Annotated in this window: 23 protein-coding genes; 19 read left to right on the forward strand and 4 right to left on the reverse strand. The window is 71.5% G+C overall.

Annotated features, from left to right (window positions below):
• Positions 1-110 precede the first annotated feature (110 nt).
• Both IEZ27_RS50265 and IEZ27_RS50270 read right to left on the reverse strand, forming a co-directional pair.
• Positions 111-512, reverse strand: coding sequence for an ATP-binding protein (locus tag IEZ27_RS50265; RefSeq protein ID WP_125630407.1), 402 nt, complete (start codon positions 510-512; stop codon positions 111-113).
• On the reverse strand, positions 505-1,341 hold the full coding sequence (locus tag IEZ27_RS50270) for an MEDS domain-containing protein (RefSeq protein ID WP_189653770.1): 837 nt from the start codon (positions 1,339-1,341) through the stop codon (positions 505-507). The genes IEZ27_RS50265 and IEZ27_RS50270 overlap by 8 nt, the downstream gene beginning before the upstream one ends.
• Before the next feature lie 152 nt (positions 1,342-1,493).
• Here IEZ27_RS50270 and IEZ27_RS50275 point away from each other — a divergent pair, with 152 nt between their 5' ends.
• From IEZ27_RS50275 to trpA, 9 genes are all read left to right on the forward strand, one after another.
• Positions 1,494-1,862: an STAS domain-containing protein gene (locus IEZ27_RS50275; RefSeq protein WP_189653771.1), complete on the forward strand. Its 369-nt coding sequence runs from the start codon at positions 1,494-1,496 to the stop codon at positions 1,860-1,862.
• Positions 1,863-1,870: 8 nt separating this feature from the next.
• A complete protein-coding gene (hisI, locus tag IEZ27_RS50280; RefSeq protein ID WP_125630401.1) occupies positions 1,871-2,206 on the forward strand; it encodes a phosphoribosyl-AMP cyclohydrolase in 336 nt (111 codons plus the stop codon).
• A gap of 8 nt (positions 2,207-2,214) precedes the next feature.
• The gene (locus tag IEZ27_RS50285) at positions 2,215-2,841 is read left to right on the forward strand and encodes a TIGR02234 family membrane protein (RefSeq protein ID WP_189653772.1); all 627 of its coding nucleotides are present in this window, start codon (positions 2,215-2,217) and stop codon (positions 2,839-2,841) included.
• Positions 2,842-2,949: 108 nt separating this feature from the next.
• On the forward strand, positions 2,950-3,582 hold the full coding sequence (locus IEZ27_RS50290) for a DUF4190 domain-containing protein (protein WP_229825067.1): 633 nt from the start codon (positions 2,950-2,952) through the stop codon (positions 3,580-3,582).
• Positions 3,583-3,725: 143 nt separating this feature from the next.
• The gene (locus IEZ27_RS50295; protein WP_189653773.1) at positions 3,726-4,280 is read left to right on the forward strand and encodes a CD225/dispanin family protein; all 555 of its coding nucleotides are present in this window, start codon (positions 3,726-3,728) and stop codon (positions 4,278-4,280) included.
• Positions 4,281-4,311: 31 nt separating this feature from the next.
• A complete protein-coding gene (locus IEZ27_RS50300; RefSeq protein ID WP_189653774.1) occupies positions 4,312-4,743 on the forward strand; it encodes a DUF2752 domain-containing protein in 432 nt (143 codons plus the stop codon).
• Between the two features lie 119 nt (positions 4,744-4,862).
• Positions 4,863-5,702, forward strand: coding sequence for an indole-3-glycerol phosphate synthase TrpC (gene trpC / locus IEZ27_RS50305; RefSeq protein WP_125630391.1), 840 nt, complete (start codon positions 4,863-4,865; stop codon positions 5,700-5,702).
• Positions 5,703-5,740: 38 nt separating this feature from the next.
• Positions 5,741-6,946: a tryptophan synthase subunit beta gene (gene trpB / locus IEZ27_RS50310; RefSeq protein ID WP_189653799.1), complete on the forward strand. Its 1,206-nt coding sequence runs from the start codon at positions 5,741-5,743 to the stop codon at positions 6,944-6,946.
• An 87-nt stretch (positions 6,947-7,033) separates the two neighbouring features.
• Complete coding sequence (trpA, locus tag IEZ27_RS50315; RefSeq protein ID WP_125630389.1) at positions 7,034-7,828, forward strand: tryptophan synthase subunit alpha; 795 nt, start codon at positions 7,034-7,036, stop codon at positions 7,826-7,828.
• A gap of 90 nt (positions 7,829-7,918) precedes the next feature.
• Here the strand turns inward: trpA and IEZ27_RS50320 are convergent, their stop codons facing one another.
• On the reverse strand, positions 7,919-9,646 hold the full coding sequence (locus tag IEZ27_RS50320) for a glycoside hydrolase family 35 protein (RefSeq protein ID WP_189653775.1): 1,728 nt from the start codon (positions 9,644-9,646) through the stop codon (positions 7,919-7,921).
• A 105-nt stretch (positions 9,647-9,751) separates the two neighbouring features.
• Here IEZ27_RS50320 and IEZ27_RS50325 point away from each other — a divergent pair, with 105 nt between their 5' ends.
• The 7 genes from IEZ27_RS50325 to IEZ27_RS50355 all read left to right on the forward strand — a co-directional run bounded on the left by IEZ27_RS50325 (position 9,752) and on the right by IEZ27_RS50355 (position 16,004).
• Positions 9,752-10,591, forward strand: a complete 840-nt coding sequence (locus tag IEZ27_RS50325; protein ID WP_189653776.1) for a helix-turn-helix transcriptional regulator — start codon at positions 9,752-9,754, stop codon at positions 10,589-10,591.
• Between the two features lie 144 nt (positions 10,592-10,735).
• Positions 10,736-11,242, forward strand: a complete 507-nt coding sequence (locus IEZ27_RS50330) for a MauE/DoxX family redox-associated membrane protein (protein ID WP_125630383.1) — start codon at positions 10,736-10,738, stop codon at positions 11,240-11,242.
• Positions 11,214-11,978 carry a DsbA family protein gene (locus tag IEZ27_RS50335; protein ID WP_189653777.1) on the forward strand — a complete coding sequence of 255 codons (765 nt, stop codon included), beginning with the start codon at positions 11,214-11,216 and terminating at the stop codon, positions 11,976-11,978. The genes IEZ27_RS50330 and IEZ27_RS50335 overlap by 29 nt, the downstream gene beginning before the upstream one ends.
• 111 nt (positions 11,979-12,089) lie before the next feature.
• Complete coding sequence (gene lgt, locus IEZ27_RS50340; RefSeq protein ID WP_229825068.1) at positions 12,090-13,034, forward strand: prolipoprotein diacylglyceryl transferase; 945 nt, start codon at positions 12,090-12,092, stop codon at positions 13,032-13,034.
• Positions 13,031-13,735: a VIT1/CCC1 transporter family protein gene (locus IEZ27_RS50345; RefSeq protein WP_189653779.1), complete on the forward strand. Its 705-nt coding sequence runs from the start codon at positions 13,031-13,033 to the stop codon at positions 13,733-13,735. Before lgt ends, IEZ27_RS50345 begins: the two co-directional genes overlap by 4 nt.
• Positions 13,736-14,370: 635 nt before the next feature.
• A complete protein-coding gene (locus IEZ27_RS50350; protein ID WP_189653780.1) occupies positions 14,371-15,414 on the forward strand; it encodes a hypothetical protein in 1,044 nt (347 codons plus the stop codon).
• Positions 15,411-16,004 carry a hypothetical protein gene (locus IEZ27_RS50355; protein WP_189653781.1) on the forward strand — a complete coding sequence of 198 codons (594 nt, stop codon included), beginning with the start codon at positions 15,411-15,413 and terminating at the stop codon, positions 16,002-16,004. Before IEZ27_RS50350 ends, IEZ27_RS50355 begins: the two co-directional genes overlap by 4 nt.
• A 25-nt stretch (positions 16,005-16,029) precedes the next feature.
• Here the strand turns inward: IEZ27_RS50355 and IEZ27_RS50360 are convergent, their stop codons facing one another.
• A complete protein-coding gene (locus IEZ27_RS50360) occupies positions 16,030-17,571 on the reverse strand; it encodes a bis-aminopropyl spermidine synthase family protein (RefSeq protein ID WP_229825069.1) in 1,542 nt (513 codons plus the stop codon).
• Between the two features lie 324 nt (positions 17,572-17,895).
• Between IEZ27_RS50360 and gltB the strand changes: the two genes are divergently transcribed.
• The 3 genes from gltB (at position 17,896) to IEZ27_RS50375 (ending at position 24,583) form a co-directional block, all read left to right on the forward strand.
• Positions 17,896-22,401 (forward strand): glutamate synthase large subunit, encoded by a 4,506-nt coding sequence (gene gltB / locus IEZ27_RS50365; RefSeq protein WP_189653782.1) that lies wholly within the window; start codon positions 17,896-17,898, stop codon positions 22,399-22,401.
• 14 nt (positions 22,402-22,415) lie between these two features.
• Positions 22,416-23,894 carry a glutamate synthase subunit beta gene (locus IEZ27_RS50370; RefSeq protein ID WP_189653783.1) on the forward strand — a complete coding sequence of 493 codons (1,479 nt, stop codon included), beginning with the start codon at positions 22,416-22,418 and terminating at the stop codon, positions 23,892-23,894.
• A 107-nt stretch (positions 23,895-24,001) separates the two neighbouring features.
• Positions 24,002-24,583 carry a TetR/AcrR family transcriptional regulator gene (locus tag IEZ27_RS50375; protein WP_189653784.1) on the forward strand — a complete coding sequence of 194 codons (582 nt, stop codon included), beginning with the start codon at positions 24,002-24,004 and terminating at the stop codon, positions 24,581-24,583.
• Positions 24,584-24,605 lie beyond the last annotated feature (22 nt).

Here is a 24,605-nt window from a genome sequence, read left to right on the forward strand (position 1 = left end):
TCGAGCCGCTCCCACTCTGCGTTGGTTAAGTCACCTCGACCCATAGGCCCATCGTGACTGTCCAGGCACGATCAGTCAGCAGATCTAAGAAACAGCACCTAGGCGTACGTCTAGGCGCGGTCCTGGTCGAGGGCGGCGGCGAACGTCACGCTCGTGCCCCCGGGCCCGGACACGATCGTGATGTGGTCGCACAACATCCGGGTCAGCCACAGCCCCCGCCCGCGGAACTCGAACCCCGCGGGCGGGCGCGCGCCGCTCATCCAGCCGGGCGGCAGCCCCGGGCCCTCGTCGGTGACCTCGCACCACAGGCGCCCGTCGCGCGACCACAGCCGCAGCCGCCCGTGCCCGCCGCCGTGCAGGACCGCGTTGGTGGTGACCTCGTTGACCGCCAGCACGAAGTCCTCCAGCCGCCGTCCGCTCAGCCCCTCGTAGGCGGCCTGCTCGGCCACGGCCCTGCGCAGGCACGTGATGCGCCCGCGGGCGAAGGTCGCCCGGAGCACCTGCCTACGCATCGCCCACCCGGCGGACGACCACGAACTCGTCGGCCCTGACCAGCCGCAGCACCCGGGCCACCGGCTCGGCGCAGACGACCGAGGTGGACCCGTACGGCCTGGCCGCGGCCGTGAACGTCAGCAGCTGGGCCGAGCCGGCGTCGATGAAGCCGAGCTGGGAGGCGTCGATCACGACCTGCCCCGGCTCCTTCTCCAGCCGCGCCAGCACCGAGGCGAACGCCGGCCTGTTGGTGAGGTCGAGGTCGCCCCACACCCGCAGCCCCGGCGGCGAGGAGGTGTTGGCGAAGCGCATCAGGGCCTGCTCGGGGGCGATGGGATGGACCGCGGTGGCCCGCTCGATGGCGTCGAGGGGGAACAGGCCGCGGTCGTACTGGCACACCGCGGCCAGCCAGCGTTCGCCGAACAACTCGTTGGCCGCCGCCTCGAAGGCCGCCTGGGCCCGCGCGTCGCGCGCTCCCCACGAGGCGTCGATCAGGGCGTAGACGCCGTGCTGGCCGTGCCGGCGGGCCCGGTGGTGGGCGTCGGCCAGGCCGTGCAGCACGCGGTCAGGATCGAGGGTGCCGCCGGTGAGGTGGGCGTCGGCGCAGGCCAGGATCTCCACCTGGCCGGCCGCCTCGGCGTCGTCGAACCCGGGGACGAGCGGCGCCAGCCAGCCGCGGGTGCGCTCCGGGGTCTCCGCATGGGTGATGATCAGGACCTTGGTCCGGCGGCGCAGGCCGTTGAGCGTGAACAGCCTGGTGGCCGCCATGCGCTGCCGGTCTCCGTCGAACGGCAGGCAGACGTGGTCCCCCAGATCAGGATCGAGGACCGAGCCCGCGACGTGCACCACGATGGTGTCCTCCCTCGTACGCGCCGCCTCGAAATTACCGTGATGCCCGTGATCACGTAGCGCGTTCTCCGCAAAACACACCGTGACGCGATGCTGCGAGGTGTACCTTTTCGGCGGGGCCGCCCAGTGGAGGGGTTATGAGGAGCATGGGCGTGGAAGTTCTGGAGATGACGCACAGCCGGCACGGGGAGCTCGTGGTGGTCACCCTCGCGGGCGAGGTCGACGTCGACAACGTCTCCCGGGTCAGGAAATGCCTCGACGAGGCGGTGGAGGCGCACGGTCCGCGGCTGGTGGTCGACCTGACCGGGCTGACCTTCATCGACACCACGGGGCTCGGCGTCCTGGTGCGGCAGCTCGCCGCGTTGCGCGACAGGAACGGCACGATGGCGCTGGTGGTCTCCGACGGGCAGGTGCTGCGCCGGTTGCGCAGGACCAACCTCGCCGCCCTGTTCCCCATCCACGAGACCCTCTCGCAGGCCCTGGCACAGCCGGGGGCGGGAGCACGGGGGCGGGCTGGTTGAATGGCAACATGTCCCTCGACCCCGAGATCGCCGCGCGGCTGAAGCGCAATGCAGAAGGCCTCGTGCCCGCCATCGCCCAGCAGCACGACACCGGCGAGGTGCTCATGATGGCCTGGATGAACGACGAGGCGCTGCACCGCACGCTCACCACCGGCCGCGCCACCTACTGGTCGCGCAGCCGTGAGGAGTTCTGGGTCAAGGGCGACACCTCCGGTCACGTGCAGCATGTCAAGAGCGTGGCGCTCGACTGCGACGGCGACACCATCCTGCTCAAGGTCGACCAGGTCGGCGCCGCGTGCCACACCGGCGACCGCACCTGCTTCGACGCCGGTCTGCTGGGTTAGGGCGCGACATGGTCTCCGGCAAGGGGCGGCGCGAGTTGTGGAGCTGGCTGGCGCTGACCGTCGTGGGAAGCTGCCTGGTGCTGCTGGCGGCAGGGCAGATCTGGGTGCGGGTGCTCGGCGCGCAGGCCGCCGACGCGGTCGCGCCCACCGGCGGTGAGCTGGGGCCCGTACTGACGCCGCTGGCGCTGGCGGGGCTGGCGGGCGCGGTGGCCGTGCTGGCCACCAAGGGCGCCGGGCGGCGGGTCGTCGGCGTGCTGGTCGCGCTGTGCGGCGCGGGCGCGGCGGGCGGCACGTGGGCGGCGCTGTCCTCGGCCAACGTCACCGGGTGGCTGCGCGAACGCAACGCGCTGCGCGCGGTGGCCGGCCTGCCCTGGGAGCCGGTGCCGGCCTGGCCGGTCGTGGCCGGGCTCGGCGGGCTCCTGCTCCTGGCCGGCGGCGTGCTGGCGGCGCTGCGCGGCGGCAGGTGGGCGGGCATGTCGGCGCGCTACGAGAGGGCGGGCGACAGGGCCGGCGCGATGGCCGGCGCGAGGGCGGGCGGGGCCGCGGCCCCGGCGCGCAAGGGGCATGAGGACCGCGAGTTGTGGGACGCGCTCGACCGCGGCGACGACCCCACGGAGTCCCCGGATCGCCCCTGAGGGCGGTAGTCACGAAATCTCCACGGTTCTGAACCTCTGTCTGCTTGGCAAACCTTTTCTCAATAAGCTGCCGTTGCAAATCGCCAAAAGACAACAAGGAGCCAGCTCATGAGCTACGGGGACCAGGGCGGCAGCGGCGGCTACGGCTCGCAGCCACCCGGCGGCGGTTACGGTCAGCAGCCGCCCACGGGCGGCGGCGGTTACGGTCAGGGCCCGGGGTACGGCCAGCAGCCCCCGAGCGGCGGCGGCTACGGCCAGCAGCCGCCCAGCGGCGGCGGTTACGGCTACAACCAGCAACCCCCGAGCCATCCCCAGGAGCCCCTCGGCTACGGCCAGCAGCCCCAGCCCCCGAGCGGCGGCTACGCCCAGCCCGGCTACGGGCAGCAGGGCTACGGCCAGCAGGGTTACAGCCAGCAGGGTTACAGCCAGCCCGGCTACGGCCAGTACGGCCCCCCGCAGCAGCCCCGCTCGACCAACGGCATGGCGGTGGCCTCGCTCATCCTCGGCATCGTCGGCCTGATCACCTGCGGCGCGACCAGCATCATCGGCGTCGTCCTCGGCCACATCGCGCTCAGCCGCATCAAGCGCACGGGGGAGGAGGGGCAGGGCATGGCGATGGGGGGCCTGGTGACCTCCTACATCATGGTCGCGCTCTTCGTGCTCTTCTGGATCTTCTTCGGCGGGTTCTGGCTCACCCTGATCGGCCTCGGGTCGGCCGCCTCCGTCAGCGACTACTCGTAGGCGGAGGGGCGCAGCGTGACGCCTCGCTTGCGGTGTGATTACGAATTGTCCGCAAGATGGGCGTTAATCCACGTAGAGGATGGTTTCTCGCTAGGCTGCCGCGCGCAACTCGCTTCACGATGACGACATGAGGAGTCATGAGCATGAGTTACGGAAACCAGGGCGACGGTGGTTACGGCGCCCAGCCGCCCGGCGGCGGTTACGGCCAGCAGCCGCCGAGCGGTGGTGGCGGCTACGGCCAGCAGCCCCCCAGCGGCGGTGGCGGTTACGGTGGCGGCTACGGCCAGCAGCCCCCGAGTGGCGGCGGTTACGGTCAGCAGCCCCCCGGCGGTGGCGGCTATGGCCAGCAGCCCCCGAGCGGTGGCGGCTACGGGCAGCCGCCCGGTGGCTACCCCGGTGGCGCGTACGGCCCCGGCGGCGGCGCGACCCCTCCGGACAACCAGCTGGTCCCGGCCATCCTCACCACCCTGTTCTGCTGCCTGCCCCTCGGCATCGTGGCGATCGTGAAGTCGTCGCAGGTCAACTCCAAGTGGCAGATCGGCGACTACCAGGGCGCGATGCAGGCCGCCGAGGAGGCCAAGACCTGGTGGAAGCGCAGCCTGATCTTCGGCATCATCGCCATCGTCCTGCTCATCATCTTCTACGTGGTGGTGTTCGTCCTGCTGGCCGCCTCGACGAGCATCCCGAGCTCGTACTAGGGCTCGTACCAGGGGACGGGATACTGAGAGCATGAGCATCGCAACAACCGGGCGGCGGGGGACGGGGCGGCTGAAGGGCCTCCTCGCGCCGCTCGGTGTTGCGGCCGCGACGGGGGCCGTGTTCGGCGTGGTCGGCGTCGTCGACCCCAACCAGCCCGGCCACTACCCGACCTGCCCGTTCCTGTGGGTCACCGGCCTCTACTGTCCCGGCTGCGGCACGCTGCGCACCGTCCACGCGCTGGCCCACCTCGACCCGGTGGCCGCCCTCGGGCTCAATCCGCTGGCCGTCGCCATGATCCCGTTCCTGCTGTTCTGGTGGGGGCGGTGGGTCGTACGGGCCTGGCAGGGGCGGCCGAGACGGACGACTCTGGCCCACCCGGCGTGGCTGTGGGCCTTCCTCGCGATCGTCATGGTCTACTGGGTCGTCCGAAACCTCCCCTTCGGAGCGTTCCTCGCGCCCTAGTACGGGCCCTGTGGTGAGGCGACCCCGGTGGGGCCGATACCATCGCAGGACAAGGCCGGGAGCGGACGCGAGGCGAACTCTCTGCCACCCCCACTGTCAACCGGAGGGACCCCAAGCGCGTGAGTGAGCGGACGGAAGGACCGAGTGTCCTCGACGACATCCTCGAAGGGGTGCGCGCCGATCTCGCCGCACGTCAACAGGCCGTGTCGATCGACGAGCTCAAGCGGAGAGCCGAGCGGGCCCAGGGGCCCAGAGACGCCATGGCCGCCCTCGGGGGTGACAGGATCTCGGTGATCGCCGAGGTCAAGCGGTCGAGCCCATCCAAGGGCGCGCTGGCCGCCATCGCCGACCCCGCCGCCCTGGCCGCCGACTACGAGGCCGGTGGGGCGCACGTGATCAGCGTGCTGACCGAGCGGCGCAAGTTCGGCGGCAGCCTGGAGGACCTCGCGGCCGTCCGCGCCCGCGTCGACATCCCCATTCTGCGTAAAGACTTCATCCTCACCTCCTACCAGCTCTGGGAGGCCCGGGCCCACGGCGCCGACCTGGCGCTGCTGATGGTCGTCTGCCTGGAGCAGGAGGCGCTGGTGTCGCTGATCGAGCGGGCCGAGTCCATCGGGCTCACCCCGCTGGTCGAGGTGCACACCGAGGAGGAGCTGGAGCGGGCGGTGGCCGCCGGGGCGCGGGTCATCGGGGTCAATGCGCGTAATTTGAAGACTCTTGAGGTCGACCGCGACGTCTTCGCCAAGCTGGCGCCGAAGATCCCGGATAATGTGATCAAGATCGCCGAGTCGGGCGTGCGCGGCCCGCACGACCTGCTCGCCTACGCCAGGGGCGGCGCCGACGCCGTCCTGGTCGGGGAGAGCCTGGTCACCGGCAAGGATCCGCGCAAGGCCGTGGAGGCGCTGGTGACCGCCGGCGCCCACCCGTCGACGCGCCCCGACCACTCAGCAGAGGGATAGCAGTGGCTAACGAAGGCTCCATCCTCACCGCCGCCGACCTGGCCGGCAACGGTGCGCACGGCAACGACCCCGACCTGCACGGCAAGTTCGGCATCTTCGGCGGCCGTTACGTGCCCGAGGCGCTCATCCCGGCGCTCGACGAGGTGGCCGCGGTCTACGAGAAGGCCAAGAACGACACGGAGTTCCTGCGCGAGTTCGACCACCTGCTGCGCACGTACGCCGGGCGGCCGACCACGCTGACCGACGTACCGCGCTTCAGCGGGGAGGCCGGCGGCGCGCGCATCGTGCTCAAGCGCGAGGACCTCACCCACACCGGTGCCCACAAGATCAACAACGTGCTGGGCCAGGCGCTGCTGACCAAGCGCCTGGGCAAGAAGCGGGTGATCGCCGAGACCGGCGCCGGCCAGCACGGCGTGGCCACGGCCACCGCGGCCGCCCTGCTCGGCCTGGAGTGCGTCATCTACATGGGCGCGGTCGACTGCGAGCGCCAGGCGCTCAACGTGGCGCGGATGAAGCTGCTCGGCGCCACCGTGGTGCCGGTCCACAACGGCTCCAAGACGCTGAAGGACGCCATCAACGAGGCGTTCCGCGACTGGGTGACCAACGTCGACACCACCCACTACCTGTTCGGCACCGTCGCCGGCCCCCACCCCTTCCCCGAGATCGTGCGCGACTTCGCGCGCATCATCGGCGTCGAGGCCCGCCGCCAGATGCTGGAGCTGACCGGCAAGCTGCCCGACGCGGTGTGCGCGGCGGTCGGCGGCGGCAGCAACGCCATCGGCATCTTCCACGCCTTCCTCGACGACGAGGGCGTGGCCCTGCACGGCTACGAGGCGGCCGGGCACGGCCTCGACAGCGGCGAGCACGCGCTCACCCTGACCGCCGGCTCGGTGGGCGTGCTCCACGGCTCGCGCACGTATGTGCTGCAGGACGACGAGGGCCAGACGATCGAGTCCCACTCGATCTCGGCCGGGCTCGACTACCCGGGCGTCGGCCCCGAGCACGCCTGGCTGAAGGACTCCGGCCGCGCCACCTACCACGGCGTCACCGACGACGAGGCCATGTCGGCGTTCTCGCTGCTGGCCAGGACCGAGGGCATCATCCCGGCCATCGAGTCCTCCCATGCGCTGGCGGGCGCGCTGAAGCTGGGCCGCGAGCTCGGCCCCGAGTCGACGATCCTGGTCAACCTCTCCGGGCGCGGCGACAAGGACATGGGCACCGCCATGAAGTACTTCAACCTCTGACGCCCCCTCGCCCGCGCGGCGCGGGGGATTCTGGGACGGCCTGCGGCAGGGCATCATGGTGGGACTCGACCTTCGAAACGGACAGACATGACGACTCTTCAGACGGTTTTCGCCAAGGCGAAGGCGGACAACCGGGCCGCGCTCGTCGGCTACCTGCCTGCCGGCTTCCCGTCCAAGGACGGTGCGATCGCCGCCGCCGCGGCCCTGGTCGAGGCGGGCTGCGACGTCATCGAGATCGGCCTGCCCTACTCCGACCCGCTGATGGACGGGCCGACGATCCAGGACGCGGTGCACCGGTCGCTGACCAACGGCACCCGCATCGCCGACGTGATGCGCACAGTCGAGGGGGTGGCCGCCACGGGGGCCGCCACGCTCGTCATGACGTACTGGAACCCGATCGACCGCTACGGCGCCGACCGGTTCGCCCGTGACCTGGCCAACGCGGGTGGCGTGGGCACGATCACGCCCGACCTGACGCCGGAGGAGTCCGAGCCGTGGCGCACGGCCTCGGCCGAGGCGGGCATCGACACGGTGTTCCTGGTGGCGCCCAGCTCCACCGAGGAGCGCATCAAGGCCGTGGTCGACTGCTGCACCGGCTTCGTCTACGCCGCCTCGCTGATGGGCGTCACGGGGGCCAGGGAGAGCGTGAACTCGGCGGCCGAGGGGCTGGTCAAGCGTACTCGGGAGCACACCGACCTGCCCGTGTGCGTGGGTCTGGGGGTCGGCACCGGTGCGCAGGCGGCCGAGGTGGCCGGCTACGCCGACGGCGTGATCGTGGGGTCGGCGTTCATCCGCCGTATCCTCGACGCGCCCGACGAGGCCGCGGGCCGCGAGTCGATCACGACCCTCGCCAAGGACATGGCCCGCGCCGTCCGCCGCTGAACCACACACGTCAAGAAGGCGCGTCCCCGGGAAGTACGGGGGCGCGCCTTTCTCGTGCGTCCGGGGGCCGAGCGGCCCCGCTGCGTTCGGTCAGCTGAGGGTGGGGGTGGGGGTCAGGTGGAGCGTTTGGGCTGGTTGGTCCAGTTCGAGGACGATGATGTCGTTCGTTCCGGAACGCAGTAGCGGGGCGGGGACGTAGAGGGTGTGTTGCGGGCCTTCGGCCCAGTAGCGGCCCAGGCAGAAGCCGTTCACCCAGACGTACCCCTTGCCCCAGCCCGGCAGCGCCAGGAACGTGTCCGCCGGCTCGGCCACCTCCAGCTCGAACCGGAAGAACGAACGCGGCCCGTCGGACACCTCGTCGGCGAACGGCACCGCCGAGACGTCCTCCAGCGGGATCGGCCGCGCGCTCCAGCCGTTCAGGTACTGCTGGTGGTGCAGCACCCCGCCGGTCAGGCCCTTGCTCTCGCCGGTGAGCGGCCCGTAGTTCGTCCGTCCCATCGACTCCACCAGCACCTCCACCGTCGCGGGGCCGGACACCGTCACCTCCGGCTCCTCGGCGTCCCGTTCGAACACCCCGGCAAGGACGCCGTCCACGAGCACGTGCGCCCGGTCGCGCAGCCCGGGCAGCCTCAGCCGGTACGCCCCCCGCGGCCCCGGCACCTCCCCCCGGTACAACACCAGGCCGTGCTCCAGCCCCAGCTCCTCGAACGACGGCGGCACCGGCGCCGACACCTCGGGCCCCGCCACCGCCTCCAGCGCCTCGCGCAGCGACACCGACTGCACCGGCCGCAGCGTCGCCGCCGGCAACACGTCCGGGACCGGCGGCACCTCGGGCGGCTCGCCCGCGAACCGCGACAGAACCTCCCGGAACCGCCAGAACTTCTCCGTCGGCGCGCCGCGCTCGTCGATCGGCGCGTCGTAGTCGTAGGACGTTACGGTCGGCCGCCAGTCGCCCATGGCCCGCTCACCGGTCTGGTTGGCGCCCGCCCAGGTGCCGAAGTTGGTGCCGCCATGGGCCATGTACAGGTTCACCGACGCGCCGAGCTCCAGGATGCGCTCCAGGACGGCGGCCGCGTCGCCGGCGTCCCTGGTCATGTGCTGCTGACCCCAGTGGTCGAACCAGCCGCACCAGAACTCCATGCAGAACAGCGGGTCGTCCGGGCGGTGCTCGCGCAGCGTGGCGAAGGCCCGGTCGGGGTCGGAGCCGAAGTTCACGGTGGCCAGCACGCCGGGCACGGTGCCGCCCGTCAGGTACCAGTCGGCCGGGCCGTCGGAGGTGAACAGCGGCACCTCGACGCCCCTGGCCCGCAGGCCGTCCGCCAGGTGGCGCAGGTAGGCATGGTCGCTGCCGTAGGAGCCGTACTCGTTCTCCACCTGGACCATGATCACGTTCCCGCCGCGGGTCACCTGCCGCTCGGCGACCTGCGGGAGGATCCGGTCGAAGAAGCGGTCCACGTGGCCCAGGTACTCGGGGTCGGAGGTCCTGATCCGGCCGGTGAGCCAGGCGGGCAGGCCGCCGTTGTCCCATTCCGCGCAGATGTACGGCCCCGGCCGCACGATCGCCAGCAGGCCCGCCTCCGCTGCCGCGTCCAGGAAGTCGCCCAGCTCCGACATCCGGCGGAACTCACCCTGGCGCGGTTCGTGCAGGTTCCACGGCACGTACGTCTCGACCGTGTTCAGCCCCATCGCCCGCAGCATCGCCAGCCGGTGCCGCCACTGCGCGGGATGCGTCCGGAAATAGTGCATCGCCCCCGACAACACCCTGAACTCCGCGCCGTCGAGCCGGAACGCCCCGTCCTCGACCGAGAAAACACCCATGACTCTTTCCTCCGATAGGATTTCGCCCCGCAGCCTTGCCGATACCGCAGGTCAACGGCCATGGACAAACCCGGGGCACCTGTTGGACTCACCCGCGGAGACCGTATGACGCCGCCCTACAACACGTGGATGCACTACCTCACGCCCGGTCCCGCGCACCGCGGGCTCGGCCTGGTGTGCCTCGGCGTCGGGCGTCAGGAGGGACGGCTGCCCACGGTCGGGCCGCGCACGCTGCAACACCACGTCGCGGTCCTGGTCACCGCGGGCCGCGGCTGGTTCTCGCAGGCCGGCGGGCCGGTCATGGACGTCGTCGCGCCCGCCGTCATCTGGCTCCTGCCCGGCGTACGCCACCACTACGCCCCCCACGAGACCGGCTGGGACGAGTGGTTCGTCGACTTCGCCGGCCCCGCTGCCACCGCCTACCAGGACCTCGGCTTCGTTGACGCGGCCAACCCGGTCACCCCGCTCACCACCGCGGAGCCGGCCGCGCACGCCATCGGCCGCATCGCCCAGGCGTGCCGCAGGGGCGGCCCGTACCTGGAGGTGGAGACCTCGGCCGTCGTGCACGAGGTCCTGGTCGCGCTCAGGCGCAGCCGCGCCGACGAGGACCCGTACGGCGACCCGGTGCTGGCCGGGCTGGCCAGGGACGCCTGCCTGCCGGTGCCGGTCGCCGAACACGCCAGGCGCCTCGGCATGCCGCTGACCGAGCTGCGCCGCGCCGTACGCCGGCTGGCCGGGTGCAGCCCCAAGGACTACGTACTGTCGATCAGGCTCAACCGGGCCAAGGACCTGCTGGCCACCACCGACCTCCCGGTCGCCGCCGTGGCCCGGCGCGTCGGCTACGACGATCCCGCCTATTTCACCAGGTTGTTCACCCGCCGCGCCGGTCTGCCGCCCAGTGAATTTCGAGCGCAGCAGTATCGTGGAATTCCTACCACTTCGTGAACGGGACTCAGCCTTAGCCGACTCTTATCCCGAGCGTGATCGGATGAGATCCCGGTACTGTGCGCATTCCCGGCGCAGAGAAAGAGGAGATCACCCGTGGCCGCGTCACAACCGTCACACAACGGCAGATCAGCGATACCCTGGGTGACGACCGTCGCCCGGCTGGTCCTGGGGGGTGTGCTGATCGTCGCGGGGGCGCTGAAGATCGGCAATCCCTCCGACTCCGTGGTCGCGGTCAAGGCGTACCAGTTGCTGCCCGAGTCGATCGCCGAGATGGTGGGCTACACCCTGCCGATCCTGGAGATCGTCGTCGGCGTGCTCCTGGTCGTCGGTCTGCTGACCAGGGTGGCCGCGGTGATCGCCGGGCTGCTCATGTTCGCCTTCGTGTTCGGCATCGCCTGGGCCTGGGCGCACGGCCTGCGGATCGACTGCGGCTGCTTCGGCGGCGGCGGCCAGCTGGAGACGGGACAGGAGCCGGCCTATCTGCTCGACATCCTGCGCGACTTCGGGCTGGTGCTGCTCGGCGCGTGGACAGCCTGCTTCCCGCCGGGACGGTTCGCCCTCGACGGGGCGCTCGGACTCGCGGGTGCCGAGGACACAGGTGACGAAGAGGAGAACGAAAATGAGCAAAGCGCAGCGCACCAAGTCTGACCGCAACATGTCGGCGCGCGACAAGATCAGGGAGCAGCAGGCCGCCGCACGCGCCCAGGAGCGGCGCAAGAAGGTGGTGACGTACACGACGGCGGCCGTGGTCGCGGTGGCCGCGGTCGGCCTCGGCGTCTGGTACGCGGCCAGTTCCTCCCAGTCGGAGCAGGCCGGCGCCGGGCTCGCGCCGATCACCCTGCAGCCCGACGGCAGCGCGGTGATGGCCAAGGCGGGGGTCACCCAGCCGGTGGTCGACATCTACGAGGACTTCCAGTGTCCGGTCTGCAAGGAACTGGAGCGGGTCAGCGGGCAGACGTTCAAGAACCTGGCCGCCGAGGGCAAGGCCAAGGTCGTCTTCCACCCCATCACGATCTTCTCCAGGGAGCCCACGAAGTCCAACTCCGTACGGGCCGCCGCGGCCGCCCGCTGCGTCGCCGACGGCAAGCAGTGGATGGCCTTCCACGACCTGATCTACAAGAACCAACCGGCGGAGACCGTCGAGGGCTTCAAGACCGACCAGCTCGTCGAGTGGGGCAAGGACGCCGGCGTCACCTCGCCCGATTTCGAGAGTTGCGTCACGTCCCAGAAGCACGCGTCCGCCGTCCTGGCCGACAGTACGAAGATCATGAAGGACCAGGCGATCGAGGGCACGCCCACTGTCAAGCTCAACGGCACCAGCATGGGCGAGGCGGCATTCTCGCCGCAGCAACTTCGCGATGCGGTCACGAAGGCCGCGAAGTAGTCGCAGGCTGCGCTACCCTCACCTGACATGCCCCTAGCCTCGATTCCCAGCCCTTCTCAGGGGGTCTGGTATCTCGGAATCATCCCGATCCGGGCCTATGCACTGTGCATCGTGCTCGGCGTCGTCGTCGCCGTCTGGCTGAGCGAGCGGCGCTGGGTCGCCCGCGGCGGCCAGAAGGGGACGATCATCGACATCGCCGTCCCCGCGGTGATCTTCGGCCTGATCGGCGGACGGCTCTACCACGTCATCACCGACTGGCAGACCTACTTCGGCAGCCGTGCGATCAAGGAGCCGTACCAGGCCCTGTTCATCTGGGAGGGCGGGCTCGGCATCTGGGGCGCGATCGCGCTCGGCGGCGTCGGCGTGTGGTGGGCCGTGCGAAAGCGCGGCATCTCCATGAGCGCCGTCGCCGACACGGTCGCGCCGGGCATCGCCTTCGCCCAGGCCATCGGCCGCTGGGGCAACTGGTTCAACCAGGAGCTCTACGGCGGCCCGACCACGCTGCCGTGGGGCCTGGAGATCGACATCGACCACGGCGGCGAGCCCGGCGTCCTGTACCACCCGACCTTCCTGTACGAGTCGCTGTGGGACGTCGCGCTCGGCTTCCTGCTCATCCTGGCGGGCAAGCGGTTCGCGCTGCGGCACGGGCGGCTGTTCGCCCTCTACGTCGCGGGCTACACGCTCGGCCGCTTCTGGATCGAGGGGCTGCGCATCGACCCGGTCGGCGGGGTCGACCACGCGGTGACCTTCCTCAGCCTGCGGCTCAACCAGTGGACGGCCCTCGTGCTGTTCGCCGGCGCCCTGGTCTACCTCTGGCTGACCAGGAACAAGGACACCGAGGAGATCGTCCTGCCGGTCGGGACGGCCGCCGACCCGGCGCACGAGAGCGGCCAGGCCGACCCCGGCTCGTCCGACGCGCCGGCCGACGTCGAGCCCGGCACGCCTGCCGAGGCCGCGGCCGAGCGCACGGGGACGGCCGGGGACGACCCGGACACGCCGGCGGCCGACGTCGTCGCGGACGTGGACGACGAATCCAAGGAGAAGAACCCGCGATGACCGGCGGCGCGGAGGTCCACCACCGGCATCGCGACGTCAGCGGGGGCTGGTTGCGGCCCTCGGTGTTCGGCGCGATGGACGGCCTGGTGTCGAACTTCGCGCTCATCGCCGGCGTCGCGGGCGGCACCGCCAGCACCAGGGTCGTCGCCCTCAGCGGCGTGGCCGGGCTGGCGGCCGGAGCCCTGTCCATGGCGGGCGGCGAATACGTCTCCGTGGCCAGCCAGCGCGAGCTGGCCCAGGCCGAGATCGCCGTCGAGAAGCGCGAGCTGGCTCGCAACCCGGAGGACGAGCTGGCCGAGCTGGCCCAGTCGTTCGTGGACAAGGGGGTGGAGCCCGATCTGGCCGCCGCGGTGGCCGGGCAGCTCTCCCGCGATCCGGAGCGGGCCCTTGAGGTCCACACCCAGAACGAGCTGGGTGTCGTTGCCGGCGCGCTGCCGTCGCCCAGGCTGGCGGCGGTCTCGTCGTTCCTGTCGTTCAGTGTGGGGGCGGTTCTGCCGCTCCTGCCGTATTTGTTCGGAGTAGAGGGTCTTACGGTGTCGGCCGTGGTGTCCTGCGTGGCGTTGTTCGGGGCGGGCGCGCTGGTGTCCGCCGTTACGGCGCGCAGCTGGTGGTACTCGGGGTTGCGTCAGCTCGTGGTGGGCACGGTGGCGGCGGGGATCACGTACGGGCTGGGCAACATGATCGGGGCGTCGGGGCTGTGAGATCGGGACGACGATCAGGCGGCTCCGGCGGGACCGGCGGCACGGGCGGCAACGGCACGGGCGGCTCCGGCGGCACGAGGTCCGGGAGGACCCGCCGCCGTTCCGCGCCCCGCCAGGCCGAGGCCGCGCCTCCTGAACAGCAGGCGGCCGGCGGCGAGGACCTTTGGGCCGCCCGCCGCGCGGCCCGCCCCCAACAACCCGCCGACCCGGGCTGGCCCCCCCACCCGCCGACCCCGCAGGGCTCGGACACACAATGGCCCGCCCACCCCACCCCACAAGGTTCCGACACACAGTGGGCCGCCCGTCCGGCTCCGCAGGGGTCTGACACGCAGTGGGCCGCCGGTCCCGCGTCCCAGGGGTCCGGCGCGCAGTGGGCTGCGCGGCCTGAGGCGCAGGGGTCGGATGCGCAGTGGGCGGCTCGGTCCGAGGGGCGTGAGGCGCCCTGGCCGCCCGCCCGCCCGTCCACCGGCCGTGTGGACGCCGCCGAGGCGGAACGATTCCTGGACGGCCCGCTCGGAGCCATGCCCGCCGAGCACTCCGACGCGCCACGCGGAAGGCGTTCCCAGAGGGGGAGGCGTTCCCCGGAGGGTGCCGAGGCGTCCCGGGGGAGGCGTTCCCATGACGGCGGGGAGGGGGTGCGCGGGCGGAGGCGTGCGTCCGACAACGACGACGCCGTCTGGGCCGCGAGCACCGACGACCTGGCCGAGGCGGCCCGGGCGGGGCGGCGCGGCCGGGGCGCCGCGGACGGCGGCGACCAGTCCGATGCCTTCGCGGTGTCCGGGACGCACACCGAATCCGGTTCCTGGGAGGCGTCAGGCCCGTCCGGTGCGTCTGGTTCGTCCGGAGCGTCGGGTTCCGAGGAGTTCGCGGTCGCCTCCGGGTCGCGCAAGCGGCGTCGCACCCCGCGCTCCGACTGGCAGTTCCCGCTGCTCACCGAGATGGGCCTGCGTCCGGAGCGGCAGCGGCTGATCGTCATCATCGCCACGGTCATCGGCGTCGTCGCGGGCGCGACGGGGCTGGTGGCGGTCGTCGGCTCGCTCGGCGACTACGCCCCCGAACGGCAGGCCAACGCCGCCGTCCTCGGTCCCGACGCCGCGCTGCCGATGGTCTACCAGGGGTGGAGCGCGCCCAAGCTGTTCGCGTCCCTGGCCGACCGGGCCAAGGACAGCCGGGAGCTCACCGAGAAGGAGGTGTTCGGCCAGAGCGAGCTGGTCGTCTCCAAGAAGCTCAAGCTCAAGCTCGTGGCCAAGCGCCTCGACGCCGACTGCTCGGCCGCTCTGTGGGGGACCACCCTGCTGGAGAAGGCGTCCGACGCCGAGTGCACCCAGGCGGCCCGCGGCCTGTACGCCAGCTCCGACGGCCGGTACGTCGGCCAGTACACGCTGCTCAACCTCAAGGACGGCCAGTCCGCCGGAGACCTGGTGGAATCCTTGAAGACCCATTACCGCGGCGGCTGGGCCCGCCCGCTGACCGCGTCCAAGGCGACCTTCCGCGCGGGCGGCTACTCCGAGGGCGGCGGCTACGCGCTCGGCCACTATGTCGGCCTCGTCTGGCTCGGCAAGACCGACGGCCTCGACCCGACCGCCAAGGACGACTTCGTCTCCCTGACGCTGGCCATGCGCGGAGCGGAGAAGTCCGTCTACCGTCGTGTCGTCGCGATCACGGGCCCGGCTTCGTGACGTCCCGGCGGGTCGTCGTGGCCGTGGGCGCGGCCGTCGGGGTTCTGGCGGTCGCCGTGGCGGGGTGGTTGTGGTTGCGTCCGGGGGAGCCGCGTCCGGCGGCCTTCCACGGGGAGCCCACCTCGGCCTTCTACGCGGCCGTCGACTCCCGGCAGGCCGACGCCGCCCCGCTGACCGCGCAGGAGGTCTTCACGGAGGCGACCGCGAACCTCGGCTCGCTGCGGCGAACCTCCACCCAGGAGCACGCGGCCTGCGACGAGATCCTGTGGGGCGCCTCGGCGAGCGGCTGCACCCAGGCGCTGGGGGCCGCGTACGCGGGCAACGGGCTGGCCGGGCAGTTCGCCATCTTCAACCTGCCCGACGGGCGGGCGGCCGACGCCCTGGTGAACGCCCTGGGCAAGGACGGTTTCGTCCGCCAGGACGCCGCGTTCGACGCCGCCCGCAGCCGTGCCCAGGCCCGTGCCATGGGGCACTACGTGACGGTGAGCTGGGTGGGCGGCACGGCGTCCGCCGACGACCTGGTCACGGCCCTGGTGGCACTCGACGGCCTCGGCCGCGTCGTCCAGAACCGCATCCTCGCCGCCACCTGACCTTGGCCGCGAGACCCCCGGGTCGTCAGGGGGTTGTGGCGGTGAGCGCGGTGACGGTGGCGGAGACGGCCGCGGGGAGCTCCGCCAGGCGGTGCAGGGGGGCTTCGAGCGGGGTCAGGTCGTCGGACCAGGGGGCGCTCTGGCGGATGAGGGTGCGGGCCTCGTTCTTGGTGAGGGACGTGCCCTGGTCGCGGGCCGCCGCGATGAGGGCCTCCCGCCAGGTGTTGGCCAGCTTGGCGTGGCCGTTGTCCAGGATCCTGCGCAGGACCGCGTCGGCCGCGCCCGCGGGCTGCGGGCGGCGTACGGCGTCGAGCGCCCCGCCGGAGCGGCGCGACTCGTAGACGACGGACAGCGACTCGGGCAGCGGCGGCAGGTTGTCGCCCCACACCCGCACCCGGGCGGCGCGGGTGGCGAGCAGCACGCGGGGGAGCGCGGCCTCCAGCCCCGGCGGCAGCGCGACGGCCACCCGCTCGGCGACCGCCGCGTACGGCTTGGCGAGCCACGTCGAGAGGCGCACCCGAGGCTGGGGAAGCTCCTTGGGCCAGTCGCCGACCAGCAGGTCAGGCTCGAAACCGGCCAGATCGGGCGCGGGGAACGCCGCCGGGGCGGACTCGACCGACTGGGGGCCCTGCGTGTAGATGGCCGTGGCCTGCCGGCCCAGCCGGGCGTTCACCGCCGGACGGGTCTTGCTCGTGGGACGCAGCAGGTAGAGATCGGCCGCCGACCCGATCGCCTCCGCACCGAAATATCTGTTGAAATCCGGGTAAATCGCCTCGTAAGCGAGGTTGAGCTCCGAGAACGCCTGCTGGACCTTGAAGGCCAGCATCGGCGTACGCTCGCTCGCGCCGTAGGCCACCAGGACCCGCCCGTCGTCCTTCAGCCCCTCCAGCGCCCGCGCGGTGAACAGCCCGATGCCCTCCGGCGTGTACGGCGGGTCGGTGAAGGCCAGGTCGTGCTCCCGGGCCGAGCCCGGCAGCCCCAGCCGCAGGTCGGCCCAGCGCGTGCGGACCCCGAGCCCCTGCTCGTCGATGTAGGCCAGGATGCGCTCGTCGACGTCGACCACGGTCACGTCCGCCTCGGGATGGACCAGCTTGACGGCCAGCGAGGTCAGGTCGTGGTCGCCGACGCACAACAGCTTCGCCCCTGGCAGCCAGAAACGTGCCCCGAGCAGCAACGCCCGCCGCAGCGCCGTCTCCGGCGTGGCCGAGACGTGGTCGAGCGTGTGACGGGCCTTGGGGGCGCCCGCGACCAGCTCGGTCAGGCGTTCGAGCACGTGGGGGTAGTGCGGGAGCAGGTGGGCCACCGGGTCCGCGGGGGGCGGCGCCATGGACAGCAGGTCCTGGTAGGCGGGGGTGTCGCCCGGGGCCACGCGGAAGGTGTCGCCGGAGCGCTCCAGGCGCAGCTCGCGCAGCAGGGCCTCGACCGTACGCCTCGACGTGGCGGTCTCCCTGACCAGGCCGGCCAGGGACCACCACTGGCCGTCGCACAGGAGTGTGAGGGCGTGCCGCAGCCGCCTGCCGTCGACCCCCGCCTCGGCGAGCAGGCGCTCCACCCCGTCACGATCCATGGAGCAACCCTATCGAGGGCCCGGCCCGCCTCCGCCCGCCCTCCGGAGCGGCCGCCGGCGGCGTACGAGGGGGCGCCGGCGGTACGCCAGGGGCCTCCGGGAGCCATGGGACGTCAGGTGCCTGACCTGGGAATTCGGGAGGCCCGGTCCGGGGTTTGGGATGATGAGTTCGGATGCTGGAATTGTCCCGAATGTTCGCAATGCGGACGTGCTGGGCACCATTCCGGCAGGGTGCGGTAATCTCTACCCACGATATGCAGCAGGGCCAACGTCGTCCCCGCCTGTAAGCCAGTTCTGACAGACGAAGACGACGGGAGGGATTCAATGCCTGCTGCCCACCTCGGATTCCCCGAGCCTCAGGGCCTCTACCACCCCGCCAACGAGCATGATGCCTGCGGTGTCGCCATGGTCGCGGACGTCGCCGGGCGCCGGGGGCACTCGATCGTGGTCAAGGCGCTGACGGCGTTGTGCAATCTCGACCACCGGGGAGCCAAGGGTAGCGAGCCGGACACCGGCGACGGAGCCGGGATCCTGACGCAGATCCCCGATGGGTTCTACCGCGCGAGCGTGCCGTTCGCGCTTCCCGAGGCCGGCGCGTACGCGGCCGGCATGGCCTTCCTGCCTGCCGACGAGCAGGCCAGGGGCATCGCCACCGCCATGATCGAGGAGATCGCGGCCGAGGAGGGCCTCACGGTGCTGGGCTGGCGGGACGTCCCCGTCGACCGCGCCCTGCCGGGCCCGAGCGCCCGCGCCGTCATGCCGCACTTCGCCCAGCTCTTCGTGGCGGGCCCCGGCGGCGAGCACGGCCTCGACCTCGACCGGCTGGCCTTCTGCCTGCGCAAGCGCGCCGAGCACGAGGCCGGCGTCTACTTCCCCTCGCTGTCGGCCCGTACGGTGGTCTACAAGGGGATGCTCACACCCGACCAGGTCGAGCCGTTCTTCCCCGACCTGAGCGACGAGCGGTACGAGAGCGCGATCGCGCTGGTGCACTCGCGTTTCTCCACCAACACGTTCCCGAGCTGGCCGCTGGCCCACCCCTACCGGTACATCGCGCACAACGGCGAGATCAACACGGTCAAGGGCAACCGCAACTGGATGCGGGCCCGCGAGGCGATGTTGTCCTCCGCCCACATCCCGGGCGACATCTCGCGGCTCTTCCCGATCTGCGACCCCGACGGCAGCGACACCGCCAGCTTCGACGAGGCCCTGGAACTGCTGCACATCGGCGGCCGGAGCCTGCCGCACGCGGTGCTGATGATGATCCCCGAGGCGTGGGAGAACCACACCGAGATGGATCCCGCGCGCCGGGCCTTCTACGAGTTCCACTCCTCGATGATGGAGGCCTGGGACGGCCCCGCGTCGATCACGTTCACCGACGGCACCCTCGCCGGCGCCGTGCTCGACCGCAACGGCCTGCGTCCCGGGCGGTTCTGGGTGACCGCCGACGGCCTGGTCGTGCTGGCCTCCGAGGCCGGCGTGCTCGACTTCGAGCCCGAGGACGTCGTCCGCAAGGGCCGCCTCCAGCCGGGGCGCATGTTCCTCATCGACACCGCCCGCGGCAAGATCATCGAGGACGACGAGATCAAGGCCGAGCTGGCCGCCGCGCTCCCGTACGAGGAGTGGCTGCACGCCGGGCTGGTCAGGTTCGAGGAACTGCCGGCGCGGCAGCGGGAGATCCCCACGCACGAGGCGCTGGTCAAGCGGCAGCAGACCTTCGGCTACACCGAGGAGGAGCTGCGGATCATCCTGTCGCCGATGGCCAGGTCCGGTGCCGAGCCGATCGGCTCGATGGGCACCGACACGCCGGTCGCGGTGCTGAGCGAGAAGCCGCGCCTGCTGTTCGACTACTTCACGCAGCTGTTCGCGCAGGTCACCAACCCGCCGCTGGACGCGATCCGGGAGGAGCTGGTCACCTCGCTGGCCAGCGTGCTCGGTCCTGAGGGCAACCTGCTCGACCCGGGCCCGACCTCCTGCCGTCAGCTCGTGCTGCCGTACCCGGTGATCGACAACGACGAGCTCGCCAAGATCATCCACATCAACGACGAGCACGACCTGCCGGGCTTCCACCCCCACGTCATCAGCGGCCTGTACGAGGTCGCCGGCGGCGGCCAGGCGCTGCTGAGCCGGCTGGAGGAGATCAGGGCCGAGGCGTCCAAGGCCATCGCGAACGGCGCGCGCATCATCGTGCTGTCCGACCGCGGCTCCTCCGACGCGCTCGCCCCGATCCCGGCGCTGCTGCTCACGGGCGCGGTGCACCACCACCTGATCCAGGAGAAGACCCGGACCAAGATCGGTCTGGTCATCGAGACCGGCGAGGCCCGCGAGTGCCACCACATGGCGCTGCTCATCGGCTACGGCGCCGGCGCGGTCAACCCGTACCTGGCGATCGAGACCGTCGAGGACCTGGTCGACACCGGGGTGCTCCCGATCGACAAGCACAAGGCCGTACGCAACCTGATCAAGGCGTACGGCAAGGGCGTCATCAAGGTCATGTCCAAGATGGGCGTGTCCACGGTGGCCTCCTACACCGGCGCGCAGATCTTCGAGGCGCTCGGCCTCAGCGAGGAGGTCGTCGACGCCTGCTTCACCGGCACGACCTCCCGCCTGGGCGGCGTCGGCTTCGACGTACTGGCCGAGGAGACCGCCCAGCGCCACCGCCACGCCTACCCGCGGGCGGAGAACGCCCACCGCAGGCTCCAGGTCGGCGGCGAGTACCAGTGGCGGCGTGAGGGCGAGCCCCACCTGTTCAACCCCGAGACCGTCTTCAAGCTGCAGCACGCCACCCGCACCCGCCGCTACGAGATCTTCAAGGAGTACACGAACCTCGTGGACTCCCAGGCCGAGCGGCTGATGACCCTGCGCGGCCTGTTCAAGCTGCGTAAGGGGCAGTCGATCCCGCTCGACGAGGTCGAGCCCGTGGAGAGCATCGTCAAGCGCTTCTCGACGGGCGCGATGTCGTACGGCTCGATCTCGATGGAGGCGCACGAGACGCTCGCCATCGCGATGAACCGGCTGGGCGGCAAGTCCAACACCGGCGAGGGCGGCGAGGACCCCGAGCGCCTCTACGACGCCACCCGCAGGTCGGCGATCAAGCAGGTCGCCTCCGGCCGGTTCGGCGTCACCAGCGAGTACCTGGTCAACGCGGCCGACCTGCAGATCAAGATGGCCCAGGGGGCCAAGCCCGGCGAGGGCGGCCAGCTGCCCGGCCACAAGGTCTACCCGTGGATCGCCAAGACCCGCCACTCCACGCCCGGTGTCGGCCTCATCTCGCCGCCGCCGCACCACGACATCTACTCGATCGAGGATCTCGCCCAGCTCATCCACGACCTGAAGAACTCCAACCCGGAGGCCAGGGTCCACGTGAAGCTGGTGGCCGAGGTCGGCGTCGGGACGGTCGCGGCCGGCGTGTCCAAGGCGCACGCCGACGTCGTGCTCATCTCCGGCCACGACGGCGGCACCGGCGCCTCGCCGCTCACCAGCCTCAAGCACGCGGGCGCGCCCTGGGAGCTCGGCCTGGCCGAGACCCAGCAGACGTTGCTGCTGAACAACCTGCGCGACCGCATCGTCGTGCAGGTCGACGGCCAGCTCAAGACCGGCCGCGACGTCGTCATCGCCGCCCTGCTGGGCGCCGAGGAATACGGCTTCGCCACCGCCCCGCTGGTCGTCTCCGGCTGCGTGATGATGCGGGTCTGCCACCTCGACACCTGCCCGGTGGGCGTGGCCACGCAGAACCCCGAGCTGCGCAGGCGTTTCAGCGGCAAGCCCGAGTTCGTGGTCAACTTCTTCGAGTTCATCGCCGAGGAGATCCGCGAATACCTGGCCGAGCTGGGCTTCCGCTCGCTCGACGAGGCGATCGGGCACGTCGAGATGCTCGACACGACGGCCGCCGAGCACCACTGGAAGGCCGGCGGTCTCGACCTGTCGCCGATCCTGCACCAGCCCGACCTGCCCGAGGGCACGCCGCTGCGGCGTACCGTCGAGCAGGACCACGGCCTGGCGCACGCGCTGGACAACACCCTGATCCAGCTCGCCGAGGGCGCGCTCACCGACGGCACCCCGGTCACGCTGGAACTGCCCATCCGCAACGTCAACCGTACGGTCGGCACGATGCTGGGCTACCAGGTCACCAGGCGCCACGGCGGCGCGGGCCTGCCCGACAACACCATCGACATCGGCTTCACCGGATCGGCGGGCAACTCCTTCGGCGCGTTCATGCCCCGCGGGATCACGCTGCGCCTGACCGGCGACGCCAACGACTACCTCGGCAAGGGCCTGTCGGGCGGGCGGATCACCCTCCGGCCGCACGAGGAGGCCCCGCTCGACGGCCACATCATCGCCGGCAACGTCGCCCTGTACGGCGCCACCTCCGGCGAGGTGTTCATCCGCGGCGTGGTCGGCGAGCGCTTCTGCGTCCGCAACTCCGGCGCCACGGCGGTCGTCGAGGGCGTGGGCGACCACGGCGGCGAGTACATGACCGGCGGCCGGGTGGTCGTGCTCGGCCCGACCGGGCGCAACTTCGCGGCCGGCATGTCCGGCGGCGTCGCCTACCTGCTCGACCTGCGGCCCGAACGGGTCAACCGGGAGATGGTCGCCATCGAGGCGCTGACCGAGCAGGACGGCGAGTTCCTCAAGGAGACGGTCGAGAAGCACTTCGCCGAGACCGCGTCCCCGGTGGCCAAGCAGCTGCTGGCCGACTGGGACGCCGCGCTCGCCCGGTTCGGCAAGATCATGCCGACCGACTACAAGAGGGTGCTGGAGGCCGCCGAGGCCGCCCGCGCCGAAGGCAGGGACATCGACGAGGCCGTCATGGCGGCCGCGGTGCAGGGTTAAGGGAGGCGTACTCGATGGCTGACCCCAAGGGTTTTCTCACGCACGAGCGGGAGCTGCCGGCGCGCCGCCCCGTGGACGTCCGCATCGGCGACTGGCGGGAGGTCTACCAGGACTTCCCGCAGGAGCGGCTGACCCGGCAGGCGTCGCGCTGCATGGACTGCGGCATCCCGTTCTGCCACAACGGCTGCCCGCTCGGGAACCTCATCCCCGAGTGGAACGACCTGGTCTACCGCACCGACTGGCGCGAGGCGGCCGAGCGGCTGCACGCCACGAACAACTTCCCGGAGTTCACCGGCAGGCTCTGCCCGGCTCCCTGTGAGGCGGCGTGCGTGCTCGGCATCAACTCCGACCCGGTGGCGATCAAGCGGGTCGAGGTCGAGATCATCGACCGCGCGTTCGCCGAGGGCTGGGTGACCCCGCAGCCGCCGCGGGTCCGTACCGGCAAGAAGGTGGCCGTCGTCGGCTCGGGCCCCGCGGGCCTGGCCGCCGCCCAGCAGCTCACCAGGGCCGGGCACGACGTGGTGGTGTTCGAGCGCGCCGACCGCGCCGGCGGCCTGCTGCGCTACGGCATCCCCGAGTTCAAGATGGAGAAGCGCCACATCGAGCGGCGCCTGGAGCAGATGCGGGCCGAGGGCACCAGGTTCCGCACCGGCGTGCACGTCGGCGTGGACGTCACCGCCGCCGAGCTGCGCGAGCAGTTCGACGCGGTGGTGTTGTCGGGCGGCGCGACCCAGTGGCGCGACCTGCCGGTGACCGGGCGCGAGCTCAAGGGCGTCCACCAGGCGATGGAGTACCTGCCGCCGGCCAACAAGGTCCAGGAGGGCGACTACGCGGTCTCGCCGATCTCGGCCGAGGGCAAGCACGTCGTGGTGATCGGCGGCGGTGACACCGGCGCCGACTGCATCGGCACCGCGATCAGGCAGGGCGCCGCGTCGGTGACCCAGCTGGAGATCATGCCGCAGCCGCCCGCCTCCCGGCCCGGCAGCCAGCCGTGGCCGACGTTCCCCATCCTGTTCAAGATGGAGAGCGCGCACGAGGAGCTGGCCGACGGCGACGGGGAGCGTGTGTACGCGGTCTCCACCACCGAGTTCGTCGGCGACGCCGAGGGCAACGTCAGGGCGCTGCGCCTGGTCGAGGTCGAGGGGCCCCAGAACGGCTTCAAGCCGGTCCCCGGCACCGAGCGGGAGATCCCGGCCGAGCTGGTCACGCTGTCCATGGGCTTCGTCGGGCCGGAGAAGGGCGCCCTGCTCCAGGACCTCGCCGAGGTCGCCGGAGAGGGCTTCTACGACGCCCGCGGCAACGTCGCGCGGGACAAGACGTACATGTCGAAGGTGGAGGGCGTGTTCGTGGCCGGTGACATGGGCCGCGGGCAGTCGCTCATCGTCTGGGCCATCGCCGAGGGCCGTTCGGCGGCCTCGGGCGTCGACCGGTACCTGAGCGGGGAGACGGCGCTGCCGTACCCGATCCTGCCGACGGCGCGTCCGCTGGTCTGACGTACGCCTCAGGAAGGGCCCCGGAACCACGCGGTTCCGGGGCCCTTCGCTTTCTGCACACTCTGCAAGGCTTGCAGGGTGTGCAACTCTTGCGTAGAGTGCAAGGCATGGAGAGTCCGGAGCAGCGCCGTGAGCGCCGGAGGGCCGAGAAACGGCAGGCCATCCGGATGGCCGCGGTGCGGCTGGCGCTCGACCACGGCCTCGACGCCGTGACGGTCGAGGCTGTCAGCGCCGCGGCCGACATCTCGCCGCGCACGTTCTTCAACTACTTCGCCTCGAAGGAGGACGCGCTCGTCATGGAGCCGGTCTGGCGGCCGGACGACATCGTCGACCTGCTCGGCGGCCGACCGGCCGACGAGCCCGCCTTCCTGGCGCTCAAGGCGGTGGCCCGGGAGCTGGCCGTGCGGATCCGGCCGATCTGGGACACCATGCAGCCGTTCATGGAGCTGAACAGCCGCTATCCCGAGCTGGCCGCCAGGGCGCGGGCCGTCGACCAGACCGAGCTCATGGAGAAGGTCCTCGGCGCCGTACGGGAGCGGCCCGGCGTCACCACCGGCATCCACGCCCGGATGTTGCTCATCGCCACCTTCGGCGCGATGATCTCCGCCGTCCAGGAGTCGGCGGCGACGGGCGAGCCGGTGGAGACACTGCTCGACGAGGCGTTCGCGCTGCTCGAACGCGGACTCTGACCCATCTGAAGAAGAAAGCGGC

This window comes from Nonomuraea spiralis (assembly GCF_014648435.1).
In the GTDB taxonomy this organism is placed as follows: Bacteria; Actinomycetota; Actinomycetes; order Streptosporangiales; family Streptosporangiaceae; genus Nonomuraea; species Nonomuraea spiralis.

Excerpts from the sequence above, each read along its gene's own strand:
- IEZ27_RS50265 (WP_125630407.1), bottom strand. The coding sequence starts at position 512 with ATGCGTAGGCAGGTGCTCCGGGCGACCTTCGCCCGCGGGCGCATCACG.
- hisI (WP_125630401.1), top strand. The coding sequence starts at position 1,871 with ATGTCCCTCGACCCCGAGATCGCCGCGCGGCTGAAGCGCAATGCAGAA.
- IEZ27_RS50285 (WP_189653772.1), top strand. The coding sequence starts at position 2,215 with ATGGTCTCCGGCAAGGGGCGGCGCGAGTTGTGGAGCTGGCTGGCGCTG.
- IEZ27_RS50290 (WP_229825067.1), top strand. The coding sequence starts at position 2,950 with ATGAGCTACGGGGACCAGGGCGGCAGCGGCGGCTACGGCTCGCAGCCA.
- IEZ27_RS50295 (WP_189653773.1), top strand. The coding sequence starts at position 3,726 with ATGAGTTACGGAAACCAGGGCGACGGTGGTTACGGCGCCCAGCCGCCC.
- IEZ27_RS50300 (WP_189653774.1), top strand. The coding sequence starts at position 4,312 with ATGAGCATCGCAACAACCGGGCGGCGGGGGACGGGGCGGCTGAAGGGC.
- trpA (WP_125630389.1), top strand. The coding sequence starts at position 7,034 with ATGACGACTCTTCAGACGGTTTTCGCCAAGGCGAAGGCGGACAACCGG.
- IEZ27_RS50320 (WP_189653775.1), bottom strand. The coding sequence starts at position 9,646 with ATGGGTGTTTTCTCGGTCGAGGACGGGGCGTTCCGGCTCGACGGCGCG.
- IEZ27_RS50325 (WP_189653776.1), top strand. The coding sequence starts at position 9,752 with ATGACGCCGCCCTACAACACGTGGATGCACTACCTCACGCCCGGTCCC.
- IEZ27_RS50335 (WP_189653777.1), top strand. The coding sequence starts at position 11,214 with ATGAGCAAAGCGCAGCGCACCAAGTCTGACCGCAACATGTCGGCGCGC.
- IEZ27_RS50345 (WP_189653779.1), top strand. The coding sequence starts at position 13,031 with ATGACCGGCGGCGCGGAGGTCCACCACCGGCATCGCGACGTCAGCGGG.
- IEZ27_RS50360 (WP_229825069.1), bottom strand. The coding sequence starts at position 17,571 with ATGGATCGTGACGGGGTGGAGCGCCTGCTCGCCGAGGCGGGGGTCGAC.
- gltB (WP_189653782.1), top strand. The coding sequence starts at position 17,896 with ATGCCTGCTGCCCACCTCGGATTCCCCGAGCCTCAGGGCCTCTACCAC.
- IEZ27_RS50370 (WP_189653783.1), top strand. The coding sequence starts at position 22,416 with ATGGCTGACCCCAAGGGTTTTCTCACGCACGAGCGGGAGCTGCCGGCG.
- IEZ27_RS50375 (WP_189653784.1), top strand. The coding sequence starts at position 24,002 with ATGGAGAGTCCGGAGCAGCGCCGTGAGCGCCGGAGGGCCGAGAAACGG.